14 protein-coding genes are annotated in these 15,744 nt (G+C 58.9%); 4 read left to right on the top strand and 10 right to left on the bottom strand.

The annotated features are described in order from the left end of the window. Positions 1-16: 16 nt before the first annotated feature. Positions 17-1,249, bottom strand: coding sequence for an NAD(P)/FAD-dependent oxidoreductase (locus ACWJ62_RS07465; RefSeq protein WP_449285608.1), 1,233 nt, complete (start codon positions 1,247-1,249; stop codon positions 17-19). Positions 1,250-1,633: 384 nt separating this feature from the next. Here ACWJ62_RS07465 and ACWJ62_RS07460 point away from each other — a divergent pair, with 384 nt between their 5' ends. Then, positions 1,634-2,929: a nitrate- and nitrite sensing domain-containing protein gene (locus ACWJ62_RS07460; RefSeq protein WP_230706102.1), complete on the top strand. Its 1,296-nt coding sequence runs from the start codon at positions 1,634-1,636 to the stop codon at positions 2,927-2,929. Positions 2,930-2,939: 10 nt separating this feature from the next. Here ACWJ62_RS07460 and ACWJ62_RS07455 read toward each other — a convergent pair whose 3' ends face one another. From ACWJ62_RS07455 to ACWJ62_RS07445, 3 genes are all read right to left on the bottom strand, one after another. Continuing rightward, positions 2,940-3,806: an ABC transporter ATP-binding protein gene (locus ACWJ62_RS07455; protein ID WP_449285607.1), complete on the bottom strand. Its 867-nt coding sequence runs from the start codon at positions 3,804-3,806 to the stop codon at positions 2,940-2,942. Positions 3,807-3,994: 188 nt separating this feature from the next. Next, complete coding sequence (locus ACWJ62_RS07450) at positions 3,995-5,002, bottom strand: ABC transporter permease (protein WP_449285606.1); 1,008 nt, start codon at positions 5,000-5,002, stop codon at positions 3,995-3,997. A gap of 27 nt (positions 5,003-5,029) precedes the next feature. Further along, entirely contained in the window at positions 5,030-6,412 is a 1,383-nt protein-coding gene (locus tag ACWJ62_RS07445; RefSeq protein WP_449285605.1) for a CmpA/NrtA family ABC transporter substrate-binding protein, read from the bottom strand. A gap of 501 nt (positions 6,413-6,913) precedes the next feature. Here ACWJ62_RS07445 and ACWJ62_RS07440 point away from each other — a divergent pair. Further along, positions 6,914-9,559, top strand: a complete 2,646-nt coding sequence (locus tag ACWJ62_RS07440) for a nitrate reductase (RefSeq protein WP_449285604.1) — start codon at positions 6,914-6,916, stop codon at positions 9,557-9,559. Here the strand turns inward: ACWJ62_RS07440 and ACWJ62_RS07435 are convergent. After that, a complete protein-coding gene (locus ACWJ62_RS07435) occupies positions 9,543-10,208 on the bottom strand; it encodes a hypothetical protein (protein ID WP_449286154.1) in 666 nt (221 codons plus the stop codon). The two genes, ACWJ62_RS07440 and ACWJ62_RS07435, sit on opposite strands and share 17 nt — an antisense overlap. 299 nt (positions 10,209-10,507) lie before the next feature. Between ACWJ62_RS07435 and ACWJ62_RS07430 the strand changes: the two genes are divergently transcribed. Together ACWJ62_RS07430 and ACWJ62_RS07425 are read left to right on the top strand one after the other, a co-directional pair. After that, a complete protein-coding gene (locus ACWJ62_RS07430; protein WP_449285603.1) occupies positions 10,508-11,080 on the top strand; it encodes a type IV toxin-antitoxin system AbiEi family antitoxin domain-containing protein in 573 nt (190 codons plus the stop codon). A gap of 47 nt (positions 11,081-11,127) precedes the next feature. Then, positions 11,128-11,280 carry a hypothetical protein gene (locus tag ACWJ62_RS07425; RefSeq protein ID WP_227512796.1) on the top strand — a complete coding sequence of 51 codons (153 nt, stop codon included), beginning with the start codon at positions 11,128-11,130 and terminating at the stop codon, positions 11,278-11,280. Positions 11,281-11,311: 31 nt separating this feature from the next. On the opposite strand, the gene ACWJ62_RS07420 is transcribed toward ACWJ62_RS07425, so the two are convergent. The 5 genes from ACWJ62_RS07420 to ACWJ62_RS07400 form a co-directional block, all read right to left on the bottom strand. Then, a complete protein-coding gene (locus tag ACWJ62_RS07420) occupies positions 11,312-11,761 on the bottom strand; it encodes a hypothetical protein (protein ID WP_449285602.1) in 450 nt (149 codons plus the stop codon). 10 nt (positions 11,762-11,771) lie between these two features. Further along, positions 11,772-12,119 (bottom strand): hypothetical protein, encoded by a 348-nt coding sequence (locus ACWJ62_RS07415; protein WP_449285601.1) that lies wholly within the window; start codon positions 12,117-12,119, stop codon positions 11,772-11,774. A 53-nt stretch (positions 12,120-12,172) separates the two neighbouring features. After that, entirely contained in the window at positions 12,173-12,691 is a 519-nt protein-coding gene (locus ACWJ62_RS07410) for an Hcp family type VI secretion system effector (RefSeq protein ID WP_148608292.1), read from the bottom strand. Positions 12,692-12,906: 215 nt separating this feature from the next. Beyond that, positions 12,907-14,631, bottom strand: coding sequence for a protein kinase domain-containing protein (locus tag ACWJ62_RS07405; protein ID WP_449285600.1), 1,725 nt, complete (start codon positions 14,629-14,631; stop codon positions 12,907-12,909). A gap of 77 nt (positions 14,632-14,708) precedes the next feature. Beyond that, positions 14,709-15,557: a formate/nitrite transporter family protein gene (locus tag ACWJ62_RS07400; RefSeq protein ID WP_449285599.1), complete on the bottom strand. Its 849-nt coding sequence runs from the start codon at positions 15,555-15,557 to the stop codon at positions 14,709-14,711. Between the last annotated feature and the right edge of the window lie 187 nt (positions 15,558-15,744).

Raw genomic sequence — 15,744 nt, 5'->3', positions numbered from 1 at the left:
CTCTTTCCGGAGCGGCTCATGCCGCCGCCTCGCAGTAGTTCTTGCCAAATGCGATGAAGTCCCGGTAGCGGGAAATATCGTCCTGCTGCTGAATGCGCTGGCAGTACCAGAGACCGTCCCGGGTGTCGCCCAGCATTACGGCGCCGGTCAGCCGCTGATTCCGGATCAGCAGCCGGCAATAGTGGTTTTGTTCGTGGTCCTGCCAGACCACGGATTCGGTGTCCCCGTCGGGGCTGATCTGTCCGCAGGAGAAAATCGGAACGCCGCTGATCTTCAGGCGGGTCGGTGTGTCCACCGGCCGATACTCGGCGTCTGGAGTGTTTCTGTTGAGCACGCCTGCAAGCACCTCGGCCTGCTGGTATCCGGGCTCCACCAGTCCGAAGGTGGTGTTTCCCAGCTGACAACACTCACCCAGTGCAGAGATTGCCGGGTCGCTGGTGCGTAGCTGCCCGTCCACGAGAATGCCGCGATCGCATTCCAGGCCGGCAGTCCGGGCAAGCTCAGTAGCAGGCGTGATACCGGTGGCGAATAGCACCAGATCCGTGCTGACGAGAGTTTCGTCATCCAGCTGGACGGCCCGGACCATGGAACGCCCGAGCAGGGCTTTGGGAGCCGTTCCGGTGCGAATATTTACGCCCCGCTCTTCCATGTGCTGTTGCAGGAGCTGACCCCCGATTCTGTCCAACTGACGGTTCAGAAGATGGCCGCTGCGGTGCAGCAGGGTGACGGCCATACCACGCTGGCGGAGACCTTCAGCGGCTTCTAGGCCAAGAAAGCCTCCGCCGACGACCACCGCTCGCCGATGGCGGCCAGCAGACTCAATCAGGGTCCTGGTGCCTTCCAGGTCCCGGAAAGTCATGACACCCGGAAGATCTTCGCCCGGTAGCCCCGGTTTTGCGGGCCGGGATCCGGTGGCCAGCACCAGATGGGTATAGGGCTGTACCCGACCGGAGCCGGTGGTCACCGTCTGATCTTCCCGATTGATGGTGACTACCGGTTCTCCGTTGCAGACTTCAATGCCGTTGTTCCGAAACCACTCGTCCTGCTGCAAGGCCAGAGAAGCTTCGTTTGTTTCACCGGCGAGCAGCAGCGAGAGTTGTATCCGGTTGTAGGCAGCGGATGCTTCGCCGTTGAACACGATGATGCGGGTAAACGGTCTGACTCGCCCACGGCAGAGAGCTTCCAGCAGGCGTTGCGAAACCATGCCGTGCCCGCAGATCACCAGTGTCGATTCAGTGTTTCCTGTCATTTCGCTCGAACCCGTACTTTTCGACCAAACAAAAAAAGCCGGAGCATCTATTCCCGAGGGGAAGTCGATGGTCCGGCGCCAATGCCAACAACAATGATCTGATGGTCCGGCCTGATCCTTGGCCGGGACGTTCGTCCTTACCAATTGCAAAGCGATCTTCGTGCCAGTTCTACGAACCTTTAAAAATCAGATAATTAGAATTTTATAAGGCTGCTATCACCAGTACGAACACTTGAAAACTGCCCTGCGACGGGGCGGATTGCACGGTTTTGGGCCAGATGCGGTGGCGCGGTAATTGCTGCGCACTGGCAAGAGGTTGGTTACGCGAGTGACTGATCTGACCGTGATTGTCGCATTAGAGGCTGTCTGCCTCCGGAGTCTGTTATGAACACCAAACGTGCCGCCGCCTATAAATCGCCATCCGCGGGCGACTACCTGATTGCCTCGAAAAGCTGCGAGTTGATGAACCTCCAGTACTTCTTGCAGATGGGCAAACTGGTCCAGTGCATCAGCAATCTGGTACATGCACTGCAGTGCGAGCGGGGTGCGTCTAACGTGTTTCTTGGTTCTTCCGGCGAAAAGTTTGCCCAGGAGCGAAAACACCTGGTTGCGACGTCGGATCGGCTCCGTTCGGAGTTTGAGCAGGCCCTTGCCGAGATTCACCAGGAACTGACGGCGCATCCTGTCAGTAGCCGCCTGCTTAACCAGCTTGCGAGCGCCCTTCACGGCCTTGAGGGCCTGCCGGAACTGCGACGGTGTGTGGTGGCCCGGAAAGTAACTGCGGCCTCTGCCACCGAGGATTACAGTACCCTGATCCACAACCTGATTGCGGTTGTGTTTGAAGCTGCCGATACCGCGGTTGACCCCACCATAGCGGGGCTTCTGGTGGCCATGGTGCACCTGATGAACGGCAAAGAATTCTGTGGACAGGAGCGGGCTGTCGGTTCGGCGGGGTTTTCCAGTGGCCGGTTTGATCGTGCACTGTCAGAGCGCATGGCGCACCTGATTGAGGCGCAGGAGCGCTGTTTTGAGGTGTTTAACAGCTTTGCCGATGAGGGTTCCCTGGACCTGTGGGAAAAACTGCGCGAAAACCCCCGTGAGTCCGAAATTGAAAACCTCCGCCAGCGGGGCACTGCCATCGGTCGTTATAAAGACCTGGATCCGGCCCTGGCCGATGAATGGTTCAGGCTCATGTCTGAGCGGATGGATGAACTCAAAAAGATAGAGGATTCCGTGGAGGGCTGTTTTCATGCCCGTTGCACCGAGCGTTTTGCCGATGCCAGAAACTCGCTTGCCCACCAGGAAACCCTGATTACTTCCCTGGATGCCCAGGAACCGGCGTCTCAACCCATGTTGGTGCTGTGCGATTCCGGAAACGAACAACAGGCCGGTGAGTCCTGGGCCAGCGACGGTATTGGCCAGCAGTTCGGCCGCTCCATCTTCGATCTGGTCCAGGAGCAGACCCGGCGCCTGCAACAGATGACCGATGAGCTGCAGAGTGCCAGGGAAGCTCTGGAAGACCGCAAAACCCAGGAAAAGGCCGTGCTGCTGCTGATGGAACATCGCAGGATCAGCAACGACGAAGCTCACCGGGTATTAAGGAAACTGGCCATGGACCAGGGCCGGAAGTTGCCCGAGGTAGCCCGGGCCCTGGTGTCCATGGCGGATGTATTGAAATAACTCAGCCGTCTCAAGCCCTCGCGGCCTGGGCCTCTGATTGCTTGCTTTCAGAGGTCTCCGGTTTCCCGGAACGACGTGTCGAGATGTGTTCCAGCTTGCGCTGTTTCTCGTACAGGAAGCGCAAGACCTCCTGCCGGTAATGCACGTACTCCGGGTTGTCCGCCAGAGTCACCCGGTTGCGGGGGCGGGGCAGATCAATGTAGAGATCCTCACCCACGGTGGCCTCGGGCCCGTTGGTCATCATGATGATCCGGTCTGACAGCAACACCGCCTCGTCCACATCGTGGGTGATCATGATGACGGTGTTATTCAACTCCTGCTGAATCTCCATCAGGGAATCCTGCAGATGCGCCCGCGTCAGTGCATCCAACGCGCCAAACGGCTCGTCCATCAGAAGAACACTGGGTTTCATGGCCAGGGCACGGGCAATCCCCACCCGCTGGGCCATACCACCCGATACCTCACCTGGCCGCTTGTCCGCCGCATGGGCCATATTCACCAGTTCCAGGTTGTGATGAATCCAGTCGCGCCGCTCCTGCTTGCCCATGGATTTGCGAAACACCTGCTGCACTGCCAGCTCGACATTTTCGTACACCGTCAGCCAGGGCATCAGCGCATGGTTCTGAAACACCACCGCACGCTCCGGTCCCGGCGAATTCACCTCATGGCCATCCAGTACACAGCCACCCCTGGTCGCTTGAAGCAGGCCAGCCACAATGTTCAGGACGGTGGACTTGCCACAGCCGGAGTGGCCAATCAGGGAAACAAACTCGCCCTTCTGTATCTTCAGGTTAATGTTGTCCAGGGCCACAAATGGCCCCTTCGGCGTATCAAACGCCATTTCAACACCGGTTAATTCAAGATGAGCCTTACTCATAGAAAGCACCTCGCGGTAATCGGAGCGCCGGGTGGGTCACGCCTCCCGAAACCCTCAAAAACATGGATGTTTTTGCGGAGCGTACAGGGATGTACTCGCCGCGTGTTTCGGGAGGCGTGACCCACCCGGTGCGGCATGCTCCGTGGTAAAAGAACACTGTTGGAACTCGAAAACTCGATGCGAGTACGTCACTCATTCCAGGCAACCTTGCGCTGGATCAGAAGCATCACCCGGTCCAGCACAAACCCGATAAACCCGATAGCCAGAACCGCCACCATGATCCTGCTCAGGGATTGGCTGCTGCCGTTCTGGAACTCGTCCCAGACAAACTTGCCCAGCCCCGGGCTCTGGGCCAGCATCTCGGCCGCGATCAGTACCATCCAGGCAATGCCCAGCGACACCCGAAGGCCGGTGAAAATCATCGGCACTGAAGAGGGCAGAACCACCTTGCGGACATGGGTCCAGAACGACAGCCGCAGCACCCGGGAGACATTCAGCAGATCCGGATTGACCGCGGCCACACCGACGCTGGTATTGATCAAGGTGGGCCAGAGACTGCACAGGGTGACCGTGATCATGGAGGTCAGGAACGACTTCTCAAACATCGGGTCATCGCTCACGTAGGTTGCTGAGACCACCATGGTTACCAGGGGCAGCCAGGCCAGCGGTGACACCGGCTTGAACACCTGGATCAGCGGGTTGACCGCCGCCTGAAAGTGCCGGTTCAGGCCAACCACGATGCCCAGGGGCACGGCGATAGCGGTCGCCACGATGAATCCGGCCAGGACCGTAACCAGACTGGTCAGGATCTGGTCGGGAAAGGTGGGGGCACCGGGGTAATTCCGAATCCTGACCTCAGCCTCGGGGTTGTCCGCCAGAATCCGGGCGTTCCGCTCTTCCTGCATGGCAATGAACTTGTCGGCCCGCCCGCGTTGGTTGACGTGCTCCTGCCAGAGTTGCCCCGATTGTTCCAAGACCTGTGCCGGGCCCGGGAAGCTGCCCAGTGAAGTATCCACCTGCGGTGCAGCCAGATGCCAGAAACCGACAAATACCAGAATACCTATCAATGGCAGCAACATCTGGCGCCCGGTGGCGGCGAGCTGACCGGGTGTCAGCGACTCACCGAGGGACTTGAGTCTCTGGCCTAGCCAGCGCGGCGGCTGGGGTGTGTTTTTGGCCGAAGTGATCGTAGTCATGGTTATCAAACCTCCTTGCAAACCCGGTTACGGGTTTTGCGTACCTTTCAGGCCGATGTCGAAACTGTCGATATAGGCATTGGGTGTTCGGGGGGTGAAGGCGATACCGTCAATCAGCTCGCCCTGTTGCGGGCGCTGAAAGTTCTCGGCATCGAAGTCCGGAAAATCCGCGGCCGTCAGCGTGCCGTCGGCAATCAGTGAACGGGCCGCCTGCTGGTAGATGTCGGCCCGGTAAACCCGGGCTGCGGTTCCCATGTACCAGTCGTCCGGCTTGGCCTCGGGGATCTGGCCCCAGCGGCGCATCTGGGTGAGATACCAGATGGCATCAGACGGATACGGGTAGGTGGCGTGATACCGGAAGAAGACATTGAAATCCGGAACCTCCCGGACGTCGCCCTTTTCATACTCGAAGGTGCCGGTCATGGAGTTGGCAATCACCGCCTCATCGGCACCCACATAGCTGGGCCGGGCCAGGATTTTCACGGCCTCGTCCCGGTTGGCGTTGTTGTTCTCATCCAGCCAGTGGGCGGCGCGAATCATGGCGCGAAGCAGGCGCAGATGGGTGTTCGGGTAGTCCTCAGCCCACTGACGGGTCACGCCGAAGACCTTTTCCGGGTTATTCGGCCAGATCTCATAGTCAGTAATCACCGGAACGCCGATGCCCATGAACACTGCCTGCTGGTTCCAGGGCTCACCCACGCAGTAGCCCTGTATGGTGCCCGCCTCCATGGTGGCCGGCATCTGCGGCGGTGGCGTCACTGACAGGTGCACGTCGGCTTCCAGGGTGCCGCTGGTGTCGCCGCGCTGGGGGGCGTAGTAGCCGGGGTTCAGTCCGCCGGCTGCCAGCCAGTAGCGAAGCTCATAGTTATGGGTGGACACGGGAAACACCATGCCCATTCGGAACCGTTCGCCCCGATCCCGGGCCGCTTCCACCACGGGCAGAAGTGCACTGGCGCTGATCGGGTGCTCGGGCTTGCCGTCGGTATTATCGGGGATATGCTGGCTCATGGTGTCCCAGACATCATTGGAAACCGTTATGCCGTTGCCGTTCAGATCCATGCTGAAGGCCGTGATGATATCGGCCCGGGTGCCGTAGCCAATGGAGGCGCCGAGGGGCTGGCCGGCGAGCATGTGGGCGCCATCCAGTTCTCCGGTAATCACCCGGTCCAGCAGGACCTTCCAGTTCGCTTGCGCTTCCAGTTCAACAAACAGGCCTTCGTCCATAAAGAAGCCCTGTTCCCAGGCAATCGCCAGGGGCGCCATATCGGTCAGCTTGATAAAGCCGAGCTTGAGGTCCGGCTTCTCGGCCGGACCAATCTCCGCGTGAGCCCACGTGCTGACTGTCCAGAAGGTGGCTGTTAGCAGAATTCGAGTCAGCCAGCGGGCGGTTCTTCGTGTGAGCGTGTACATGGATATACCTCATTCTGTTTGGCCCAAACGCAAAAACGCCCGCTCTCCGTTGCCGGAAAGCAGGCGCCTGTGCCTGGGGATCAGTTTTCTGTTGAGTCGTAACGCGCGTCTCTGTTTGTGGTCTTGCACGGGCCGTGCCATATCGGCTGGTCTCGATAAAACAACGAGTTAGGAGAGTTCTTCGAGGAGGCGGCAGATATGGTGAGCGGGTATTCGTCTGGTTTTAGTGCGTGGCAGGTCAGGTTTGCACCACTTTGATACCGGATTTGATGGTTGGCCCGGAGCCTTGGCGCATTGATGCGGGGCTGAAATCCTCGAGAGCCGCCATAGTCGGTGGCTGGCAGAGCCCGGAGCCGCTCTCGATCGGAATGGCCCTGTTATTGCAACCGGTTATGCGACTGTTCAAGACAACCTGTTTCCATTGGCAAAGAAGCCCGCCCCTGATGCGTCTCCAAGGCATCCGGATTGGCGGGCTTTTTTTATGAAACCCGAGGAGGTGCTGTGACCGGTACCAACAAAAGACCGGCGACGGTTCAAACCACCTGCCCGTATTGCGGTGTGGGTTGTGGAGTGAGCGCAACGCCCTCTGCGACCCGCGGGGATGAGACACATCCGGCGAATCTGGGGCGCCTGTGCGTGAAGGGCTCTGCCTTACACGAAACGCTGACTCCTGATGGACGACTGTTGCGGCCTGTTGTTCACGGACGTGAAAGTGCCTGGCCGCAGGCAGTGGCGGAAGTGGCCCGACGGATTCGTGAATCAGTGGCGCTTCATGGGCCCGGGTCTGTGGCCTTCTATCTCTCCGGTCAGTTATTGACGGAAGACTATTACGTGGCCAACAAACTGGCCAAGGGGTTTATCCGCACACCCAACGTGGATACCAATTCCCGTCTGTGTATGTCGTCCGCCGTCGCTGCCCATAAAAGGGCCTTTGGCGGGGATTTGGTTCCTGGCTGTTATGAAGACCTGGAACTGGCCAACCTGTTGGTGTTGGCGGGCAGCAATGCCGCCTGGGCGCATCCGGTGCTCCATCAGAGAATGCAGGCCTCGGCGCGACCCGGTCGCCGGGTCCTAGTGATTGATCCCCGTAAAACCGCGACCAGCGATCTGGCGGATCTGCATCTGGCCATCCGTCCCGGGACCGATACGGTGCTGTTCAATGGCCTGCTGGTCTGGCTGGCGGACCAGCAGGCTGTTGATCATGGTTACCTGGCTGATCATTGTGAAGGTTTTGACGACAGCCTCAGCGCTGCCAGATCCGAGGCACCCTCTCCCGAGGCGGTGGCCAGGATCTGTGAATTGCCGGTAGAAGATGTCATTACCTTTTACCGATGGTTCGCAGAGGAGCAGCGTACGGTGACGGCGTTCTCCCAGGGCATCAATCAGTCTTCGGCCGGCACCGATAAAGGCAACGCCATTATCAACTGCCATCTGGCCACAGGCCGGGTGGGCAAACCCGGCGCCAGCCCCTTTTCCCTGACCGGCCAACCCAATGCCATGGGTGGCCGGGAAGTGGGTGGGCTGGCCAACACCCTTGCCGCTCATATGGATTACGACAGCCTGGATGCCCGGGACCGCGTGGCCCGGTTCTGGGAGACCGAGGCGGTCGCAGATGGACCGGGCATGAAAGCCGTCGACCTGTTCGATGCGGTTGAGCGGGGTGATATCAAGGTGTTGTGGATCATGGCCACCAACCCTGCGGTCAGTTTGCCGGAGACCCATCGTATCCGGCGGGCCCTGGACCTGTGCCCGACTGTCATTGTGTCTGATTGCGTCAGGGACACTGACACCGCTCGCCATGCAGACATCCTGTTGCCGGCGGCGGGTTGGGGTGAGAAAGACGGCACGGTTACCAATTCCGAACGCTGCATTTCCCGTCAGCGGCGCTTTCTGCCGTTGCCCGGAGAGGCCCGGCCGGACTGGTGGATCGTCAGTGCGGTGGCCCGCGCGCTGGGACACCAGGCGGGCTTTGACTATGAACGGCCCGCGGACATTTTCCGGGAACATGCCCGGTTGTCGGGGTTCGAGAACGCCGGTCAGCGTTTCTTTGATATTTCCGGGCTGGCGGAGTTGAGCAATGAACAATACGAGTTGCTTGAGCCTGTACAATGGCCGGTTACTCGGTCGGCGTCTGATTCCAGGCGACTGTTCACTGACGGTCGGTTTGCGACCGCCAACGGGCGCGCCCGCCTGATCCCGATTGCCTCTCGATTACCGGTCAGGAATCCGAATGAAGCGTTTCCGTTGATCGTGAATACGGGCCGTATCCGGGACCAGTGGCACACCATGACCCGGACAGCCCGGTCCAGCCGGTTGCTGGCCCATCGCCCCGAGCCGTTCATTGAGGTGCATCCCGAGGATATTCGGGCGCTTTCCCTCACCCCGGGGGCATTGGCAACACTGAAGAGTGCTCATGGGCACTTTGTCGGCCGGGTGCGCAGTGCGCCGGAGCAGCGGCGTGGTGAGGTGTTTGTGCCGATCCACTGGAACGATCAGTTCACCGGGCAGGGTCTGGCTACAGCGCTTACTGACAGCCTGGTGGACCCGATATCCGGGCAACCGGAGGCCAAGCACGGTCGTGCTACCCTCACCCACTGGCCTGCCCGTTGGTATGGACGTTTGCTGGTGCGACGGGATCGTCCAAAACGCTGGAAGGCAGACTACTGGGCCCGACAGGTTCTGCCCGATTGCGATAGCTGGATCGTGGCGGGGCAGTGCAACATGGATTGGAAAAGTGCTGTGCCAGACTGGCTCGGCGGCCACCCGCAGCTGGTGATGGAAGATGTCCGCGAAGGCCGCTTCCGGGCGGCGCGGTTGCGCAATGGTCAGTTAGAGGCGGTACTCATGGTGGATCGTGACCCGGCCGCCTTGCCATCCGTGGACTGGCTGGTCAGCTGCTTCAGCCAGCCAGAGCTCGACGAGGCGGGCCGGCGCGGCCTGCTGGCGGCAAAGGCCGTCGATGGGGATGACGCCGGCAACCTGGTTTGCAGCTGCTTCCAGGTTGGGGACCGACAGATTCAGCAGGCGATTGGGCGGGGTGCCAACAGCGTCGATGCCCTCGGCCGTGAGCTCAAATGCGGCACCAACTGTGGGTCCTGTGTGCCGGAGATTCGGAGTCTTTTGGTTGCCGCTACCGAGGCGGTATAAGCGGGCTCAGCATCTGCACCGGAACCCTGTATCGAACCCCTCGTGAGTGCCCGATACCGTCGACGGTGCAGGTCTTTCGATTGACCCGAATGATCTGCCCGTGCAGTTCCCGCCGGCCGGCACCAAAACGCACGGTATCGCCCACCTGCCAGTGGGCCATCTGTTGCCTTGTGTCCACAGGCTCGAAGGGCGTATCCGGCAGCGCCAGACCCTGTTCCCTCGCCTCATCTGCCAGGGCCTTGCGGGTCGCTTGCGCGGCCCCGTTCTCGTGCAACTCATCCAGAATGGTATAGAAATGGCGGTTGTGCACAGAGCCCCGATACCGCTGGCCGGCACTTTGCTGCAGGAGATGGGCAAACTCATGGCAGCAGGTGTGTGCCAGCAAATTCAGAGTGCTCAGTTTCCCGCCAAAGTACCCCCGTTTCCGGATCTCCCGGCCCGACAGCCAGCCGCTCGCCGTTTCCGGCTGGTGCTTGGCGGCAATCATACGGGCACCATAGGTGATCAGGTGTTGCCGGTCGCGAGAATCGTAACGGTGGTAGGTGGCCTGGCCAGACCCAACCCGGCAATGCAGGACGCTGCCCGGATTGCGTTCTCGGACCCATTGCTCCGCCGGTTGCCAGAGCCAGTCCCGGGTGACGGCGCACATGAGCTCGCCGAGGCTGATGGCGGTCTGGGTTGGTAGGGGCGTTTTCTGCAAACTTGGGTACCTGGCTACTTCACGGATGCGTAAGAATAGACAAGCTTAACGTTCGAATTTACGGTTTGCTATGGTCTGGCTCGGCAATATTATGCGGTGGTACTGATTATCGACCTTGGGAAAGGTCCAGCGAAGCCGATACTTGAATGACCTATGCAATTCAGACAAACTGTCACCATATATAAATAAGTGGTGACGATTTGTCTGGCTCCGACTCCGCCCGATCTTCCGGGGCAAAACTCCAAACCATGTTCCGTCAACGCGGCGGTCAGCTCCGCCTGACAGAAGCGCTGTCTCGGGGCTTTAGCCGGTACCAGTTCTATCAGCTTCGGGACGAGGGGCTGATTGAGCCGGTCAGCCGTGGCCTTTACCGGCTGGCGGACCTGCCCTCAATAGAGAACCCGGATCTGGTGGCTGCCGCTACCCGTTTTCCCAATGCGGTGCTTTGCCTGATTTCCGCGCTGGCCTGGCACGACATTACTACACAGATTCCCCATCAGGTGCATCTGGCGGTGGAGCGGGATGCCCGTTTGCCGGTGCTGGATTATCCGCCGGTAGCCGGGTACCGGTTCTCCGGGCGGGCCTTTAGTGAAGGCATTGAACAGGTTGACGTGGATGCCATCACCCTGAACGTCTACAACCCGGAGAAAACCCTGGCCGACTGTTTCAAGTTCCGGAATCGAATCGGCATGGATGTGGTTCTGGAGGCGTTGGATCTATACCGCACCCGCAAAAACTTCCGTCCAGGCATACTGATGGAATATGCCAGAATCTGCAGGGTCGCCAATGTCATGGCACCCTACTTGGAAGCCAAGCTGTGAACAGAATCATCCTGGCGATGGAATTAAAAGAGTGAAAGGAGATCACGGTGGCACAAAACACTGCTGCGTCCGTTCGGCAGAGATTGCTGAATAAGTCCCGGGAAGAAAAGCGCCGCTTTGATGAACTGCTGCAGTATTACGCCATGGAGCGGTTTCTTTACCGGTTGTATTTCGATGTAAAGCTGCTGGCAGGCTGCTGAATTCGGGACCTGGGTGAGTGGCAGCTATGCATTATTCTGAAATCTTTGCGCCATTTATCCGCAATGAGGTCGAGCTTTCAGCTGGCCCCTGGAAGGTAATAAGCGATTGAGCTTGGCCGTTCGGTACAATAAATACGGTTCTAAAGTCCCCCTGAACTACTCCAAATACCCGAGCTTCGGGAATTTGCTCCATCCAAATTGGTTTACTTGAACCCTGATCGGCACTCTCAAAAAGCGTCGTTGAGGTGTCAATCGCTGAACCTGAGCTTACTGAACTTGGAATCTCCTCTGATTTGACAAAACCTACGACCCGGTTGTTTCTCAAAAAAACAAGCTCGCCATCTCTCATCTTCACAGAGGAGAACATCTTTTCTGGTACTTCTATAGCTAGTTCGCTGTATGGTTGAATGACCAATGACGATTGGGATGCGCAGCCGGAGAGAAGAAGTAAAAATGATAAAGCTAGGGCTATCCTTGCCATGGTGGGAGTCTCATCTCAATGTCGTTTCGATAGAGGATCTGAACTGGCCAGAACGAACAGTTCGGCAAAGCCAGCTTACCTTCACTTCGTTCTGCAGAAAAGGTTTCCCTGCCTCGCGAATCAGGCGTAAAGCCCATTTTGTAATCCTGCGCGTTGGTCGTAGCAGGTCCTGTGGAGACGGAACAGCATCAACCCATCTACTACAATCGACAGTTTCCACGAGCATATGGGCGATAGCGCGCACGGTTTCTCCGGTTACGCTGCTTTCAGTGAATCCTGAAGCAACAGAATGGCCGTAGAACGCCTTCATGATGGCTCTAATTTTATCAATGTCTTCGGGTGACAATTGACTATCCATTTTTTTCATCCCTGCAAAAGCAGAAGGACCCCTGCGGGGCCCTTCTGGCGTGATTACGCCTCGATCGGCGAACGCCAGTCGTCAGCACCGGAAGTACCGGCAACGGCGTGCTCCCAGGTTACCTTGCGGTAGGACACGGAAACCGTCACCAACTGGGTGAAATCAGCGTTGCCGGCGTCCTGGCAGTGGGGCATGTTGCAGTTGATGTCGATGATGGTGGCATCTTCGAGGATGGTGGAGAAGAAGTGCTCCTGCTTGCCCTCAACAGAGGTGCGGTACCACTTCAGCTCGACCTTGGGCAGCATCTCGCCGGAGGCCAGAGCGTTGTACATCAGCGGGGTGGCCTTGTTCAGGGCGGAGGTGAACTTGAACGGCTTGTGCACGCGCTGGCCGGACGGCTGACCGGACTGGGGGTCGGTCGGTACGGTAACGACGTGGCTGAATTCCTGAACCAGCACTTCGTCTTCGTGACCTTCCACGTAGATGTTGCCTACGGAATCGGAAGTGAATGCGCCGGCGGTGATGTTGCCCTGAGTTTGGCCTTCGATGCTGATATAACAAGGAGTTGGCATAGTCTGCTCCATGACTTGTGAATGAATAGTGTCCCCGGGGTGTTCCCTGGACGCCGACTTTCAGTACAAAGCCTGTGCCAGAAGCGACTATGGCAATAAAAACAGCATTTTAGCGTTTCTGTTGGTGATGTTCGGGGCGTGCCAGGCAATCCCGCGCCCGAACGTCAGGCGACGAATTGCTGGCGGGGCAAGAATTTGCTTGGGTAATGCCCGCTTCAGCCCAGGCCGAGGGTTGCCAGCAATGCGAGGAGCAATAACCCTGAAACGCCCTGCCAGAAGGCCACGGGATTGCGCTCTATCAGTGGCGGCCGATGACGCTTTTGCCAGTCCGCGGGAGGATGTCGAAGGTTATAGAGGTATTCCGATAGCGCCGGATAGCGCTTGTGGGCCTGGGGTTGAACGGCTTTTCCAATCGCATCGTCGACCCAGCCGGGCAGGTTCTCCCGGAACTGGCGCGCGGGTCGATAGTTCAGGCTGCGAAGCTGGTTCCGGCTGTGAATCTTCGGCACCTCCGGGCCATAGGGTAGCTGACCGGTGAGCAGCTGGTAGGTAATCACGCCCAGGGAGAACTGGTCTGATAACCAGCTGCCTGGCTCGCCGAGAAAGGTCTCCGGGGCACTGTAAAGCGCTGCTCCCCGAGGAACGGCCTGCTCGCCGATATCAGAGTCCTCCAGGCCGGCGATCCGGGTAGCACCGAAATCAATCAGCGTGACGGTACCATGAGTATCCACCAGCACGTTTTCCGGTTTCAGGTCCTGGTGCACCATTTCAAGCCGGTGGAAGGCCCGCAAGCCTTTACCGATCTGGTCGACGAGACTACGCACGGTTTCGAGTGCCGGCGCCGGGTTATCCAGCATCCATTGCCGCAGGGTACAGCCTTCCACGAACTCTGTGGCCTGGTAGAGAAAGCTGGGGTGCCGGTCTGGTCGAAACGGCCTGACAACATGAGCGCTGTTGATTCGCCGGGCAATCCACTGCTCGGCGGAAAACTGTTCCAGGTAGACCGGATCGTGCCGCTGTTCCAGTGATGGCATCTTCAGCACCACCCGGGTTTCGGTTTCCTCATCCACGGTCAGGTAGACGTGGCTTCGGCTGCTGGCGTGAACCTGCCTCAGAATCCGGTAGCCATCCAGACGGTGCCCCGGCTGCAGTTCCGGCGCAAACGGTAACCCGTCCAGCTCGTGAAATAATTCGCTGCTTTCCCGCGCTGAAGGTACCGAGTCGACCCGGATGATCTGGGCCGTCAGGTTGTCGGTGCTGCCCCGTTCGAGGGCTGCGGTTGCCACCTGGCGGGCGGCGGCGTCCAGGTCATCGGCAGATTCCCGAACGATGCGGGCCATGGTTCGCTCGTCCAGGTGTTCATGGATGCCGTCGGTGGTCAGCAGGAACGTGTCGCCGGGTTGGATCGGCAGGCTTTGATAATCGATGTCCAGCTGATTGCCAATGCCCATGGCGCGGGTCAGGCAGCTCCCTTCCTGCGACAGCCAGAGTCGGTGGTCGTTGGTCAGCGGCTCGAGCTGATCGTGGTGAACCCGGTAAATGCGGGCATCGCCAATGTGAAACAGATGCGCGGTGGCGGACCTGAGCACCATCACACTCAGGGTACAGACATACCCACGGTCCCGGTCATAGCGGTATTGGCTTTGCCGGGTCTGGGCGTGGAGCCAGGCATTGGTTGCCCGTAGCACACGCTGGGCGGACTGTTTCACCGACCAGCTTTCCGGGGTGGAAAAGTAGTCGCTGAGAAAACCCGCAACGGCGGATTCGCTGGCAATCTGACTGACATCGCTGGAGCTGATGCCGTCGGCGATGGCAACGGCAATGCCTTTGGTAACCAGCTGATGCCCCGTAGGCACTAACAGACCGTGGAAATCCTGGTTAACCGGCTTTGCGCCAGCTTCCGAGTGCTGGCCGACGGAAATGGACAAGGATGTTGTCATTGAAAACTGGGGTTTCCCTGCTGGAGGAAAAAGCAACTCCGGCGGGTGCGGCAGCCGGAGTTGCAGGAAGACCCGGCTTAGTTGGAGCTGGCCAGGGCAGCATCGTTGTAGGCCGCTGCAATCTTGCGCTTCGGCGCAGTTCGTACATGGGTGGTGTAGAGCGTCAGGCCGGTAAACGCCAGACCGCCCACAAGGTTACCCAGTACGGTGGGAATCTCGTTCCACCAGAGGTAGTCCATCACGGAGAACTCACCGCCCATGATGATGGCGGACGGGAACAGGAACATGTTCACGATGGAGTGCTCGAAACCCATGAAGAAGAACAGCATGATTGGCATCCACATGGCCAGTACTTTGCCGCTGACATTGGTGGAAATCATGGCGCCAACGACGCCCATGGAGACCATCCAGTTGCACAGCATGCCGCGGATAAAAATGGTGGCCCAACCGGCTGCACCGTATTCGGCGTAACCGAGTGTGCGCGCTTCGCCGACACTGGCAATCTTGGCACCAACGGCACCTGGATCGGTGTTGAAACCATAGGTGAAGATGAAGGCCATCATGAAGGCCACGGTGAGCGCGCCGCCCAGGTTGCCAAGGAATACCCAGCCCCAGTTGCGCAGTATGGCTGCCGGGGTTACGCCGGGGCGCTTATCCAGCAAAGCCAGTGGCGTGAGCATGAAGACGCCGGTCAACAGGTCGAAGCCCATCAGGTAAAGCATGCAAAAGCCGATCGGGAACAGGATGGCGCCGATCAGGAACACGCCGGTCTGGACCGCCACGGTAATGGCAAACGCTGCAGCCAGGGCCAGGATGGCGCCGGCCATGAAGGCCCGGATCAGAGTGTCCCGGGTTGACATATAGATCTTGGATTCGCCGGCGTCGACCATCTTGGTGACGAATTCCGAAGGCACGATGTAAGACATAGTGTTTTCCTCTGACTTCTATCAAGTGGCCAGACTTTCGAGTTGGCCATAAAAAAACGGCGTTACTTGCTGCCTGCAATCTGCAGGTACAAGTAGACGCCGTCGTCTGAATGAATCTGTCGCTGTGAACAGAACCGCTATTGGTTCCGCTGTCCGAAAATTTGCAGAGACTGTGCCAGATTGGCCG

The organism is Marinobacter sp. PE14 (assembly GCF_053566155.1).
This window is presented reverse-complemented; position numbering and strand designations above follow the sequence as displayed.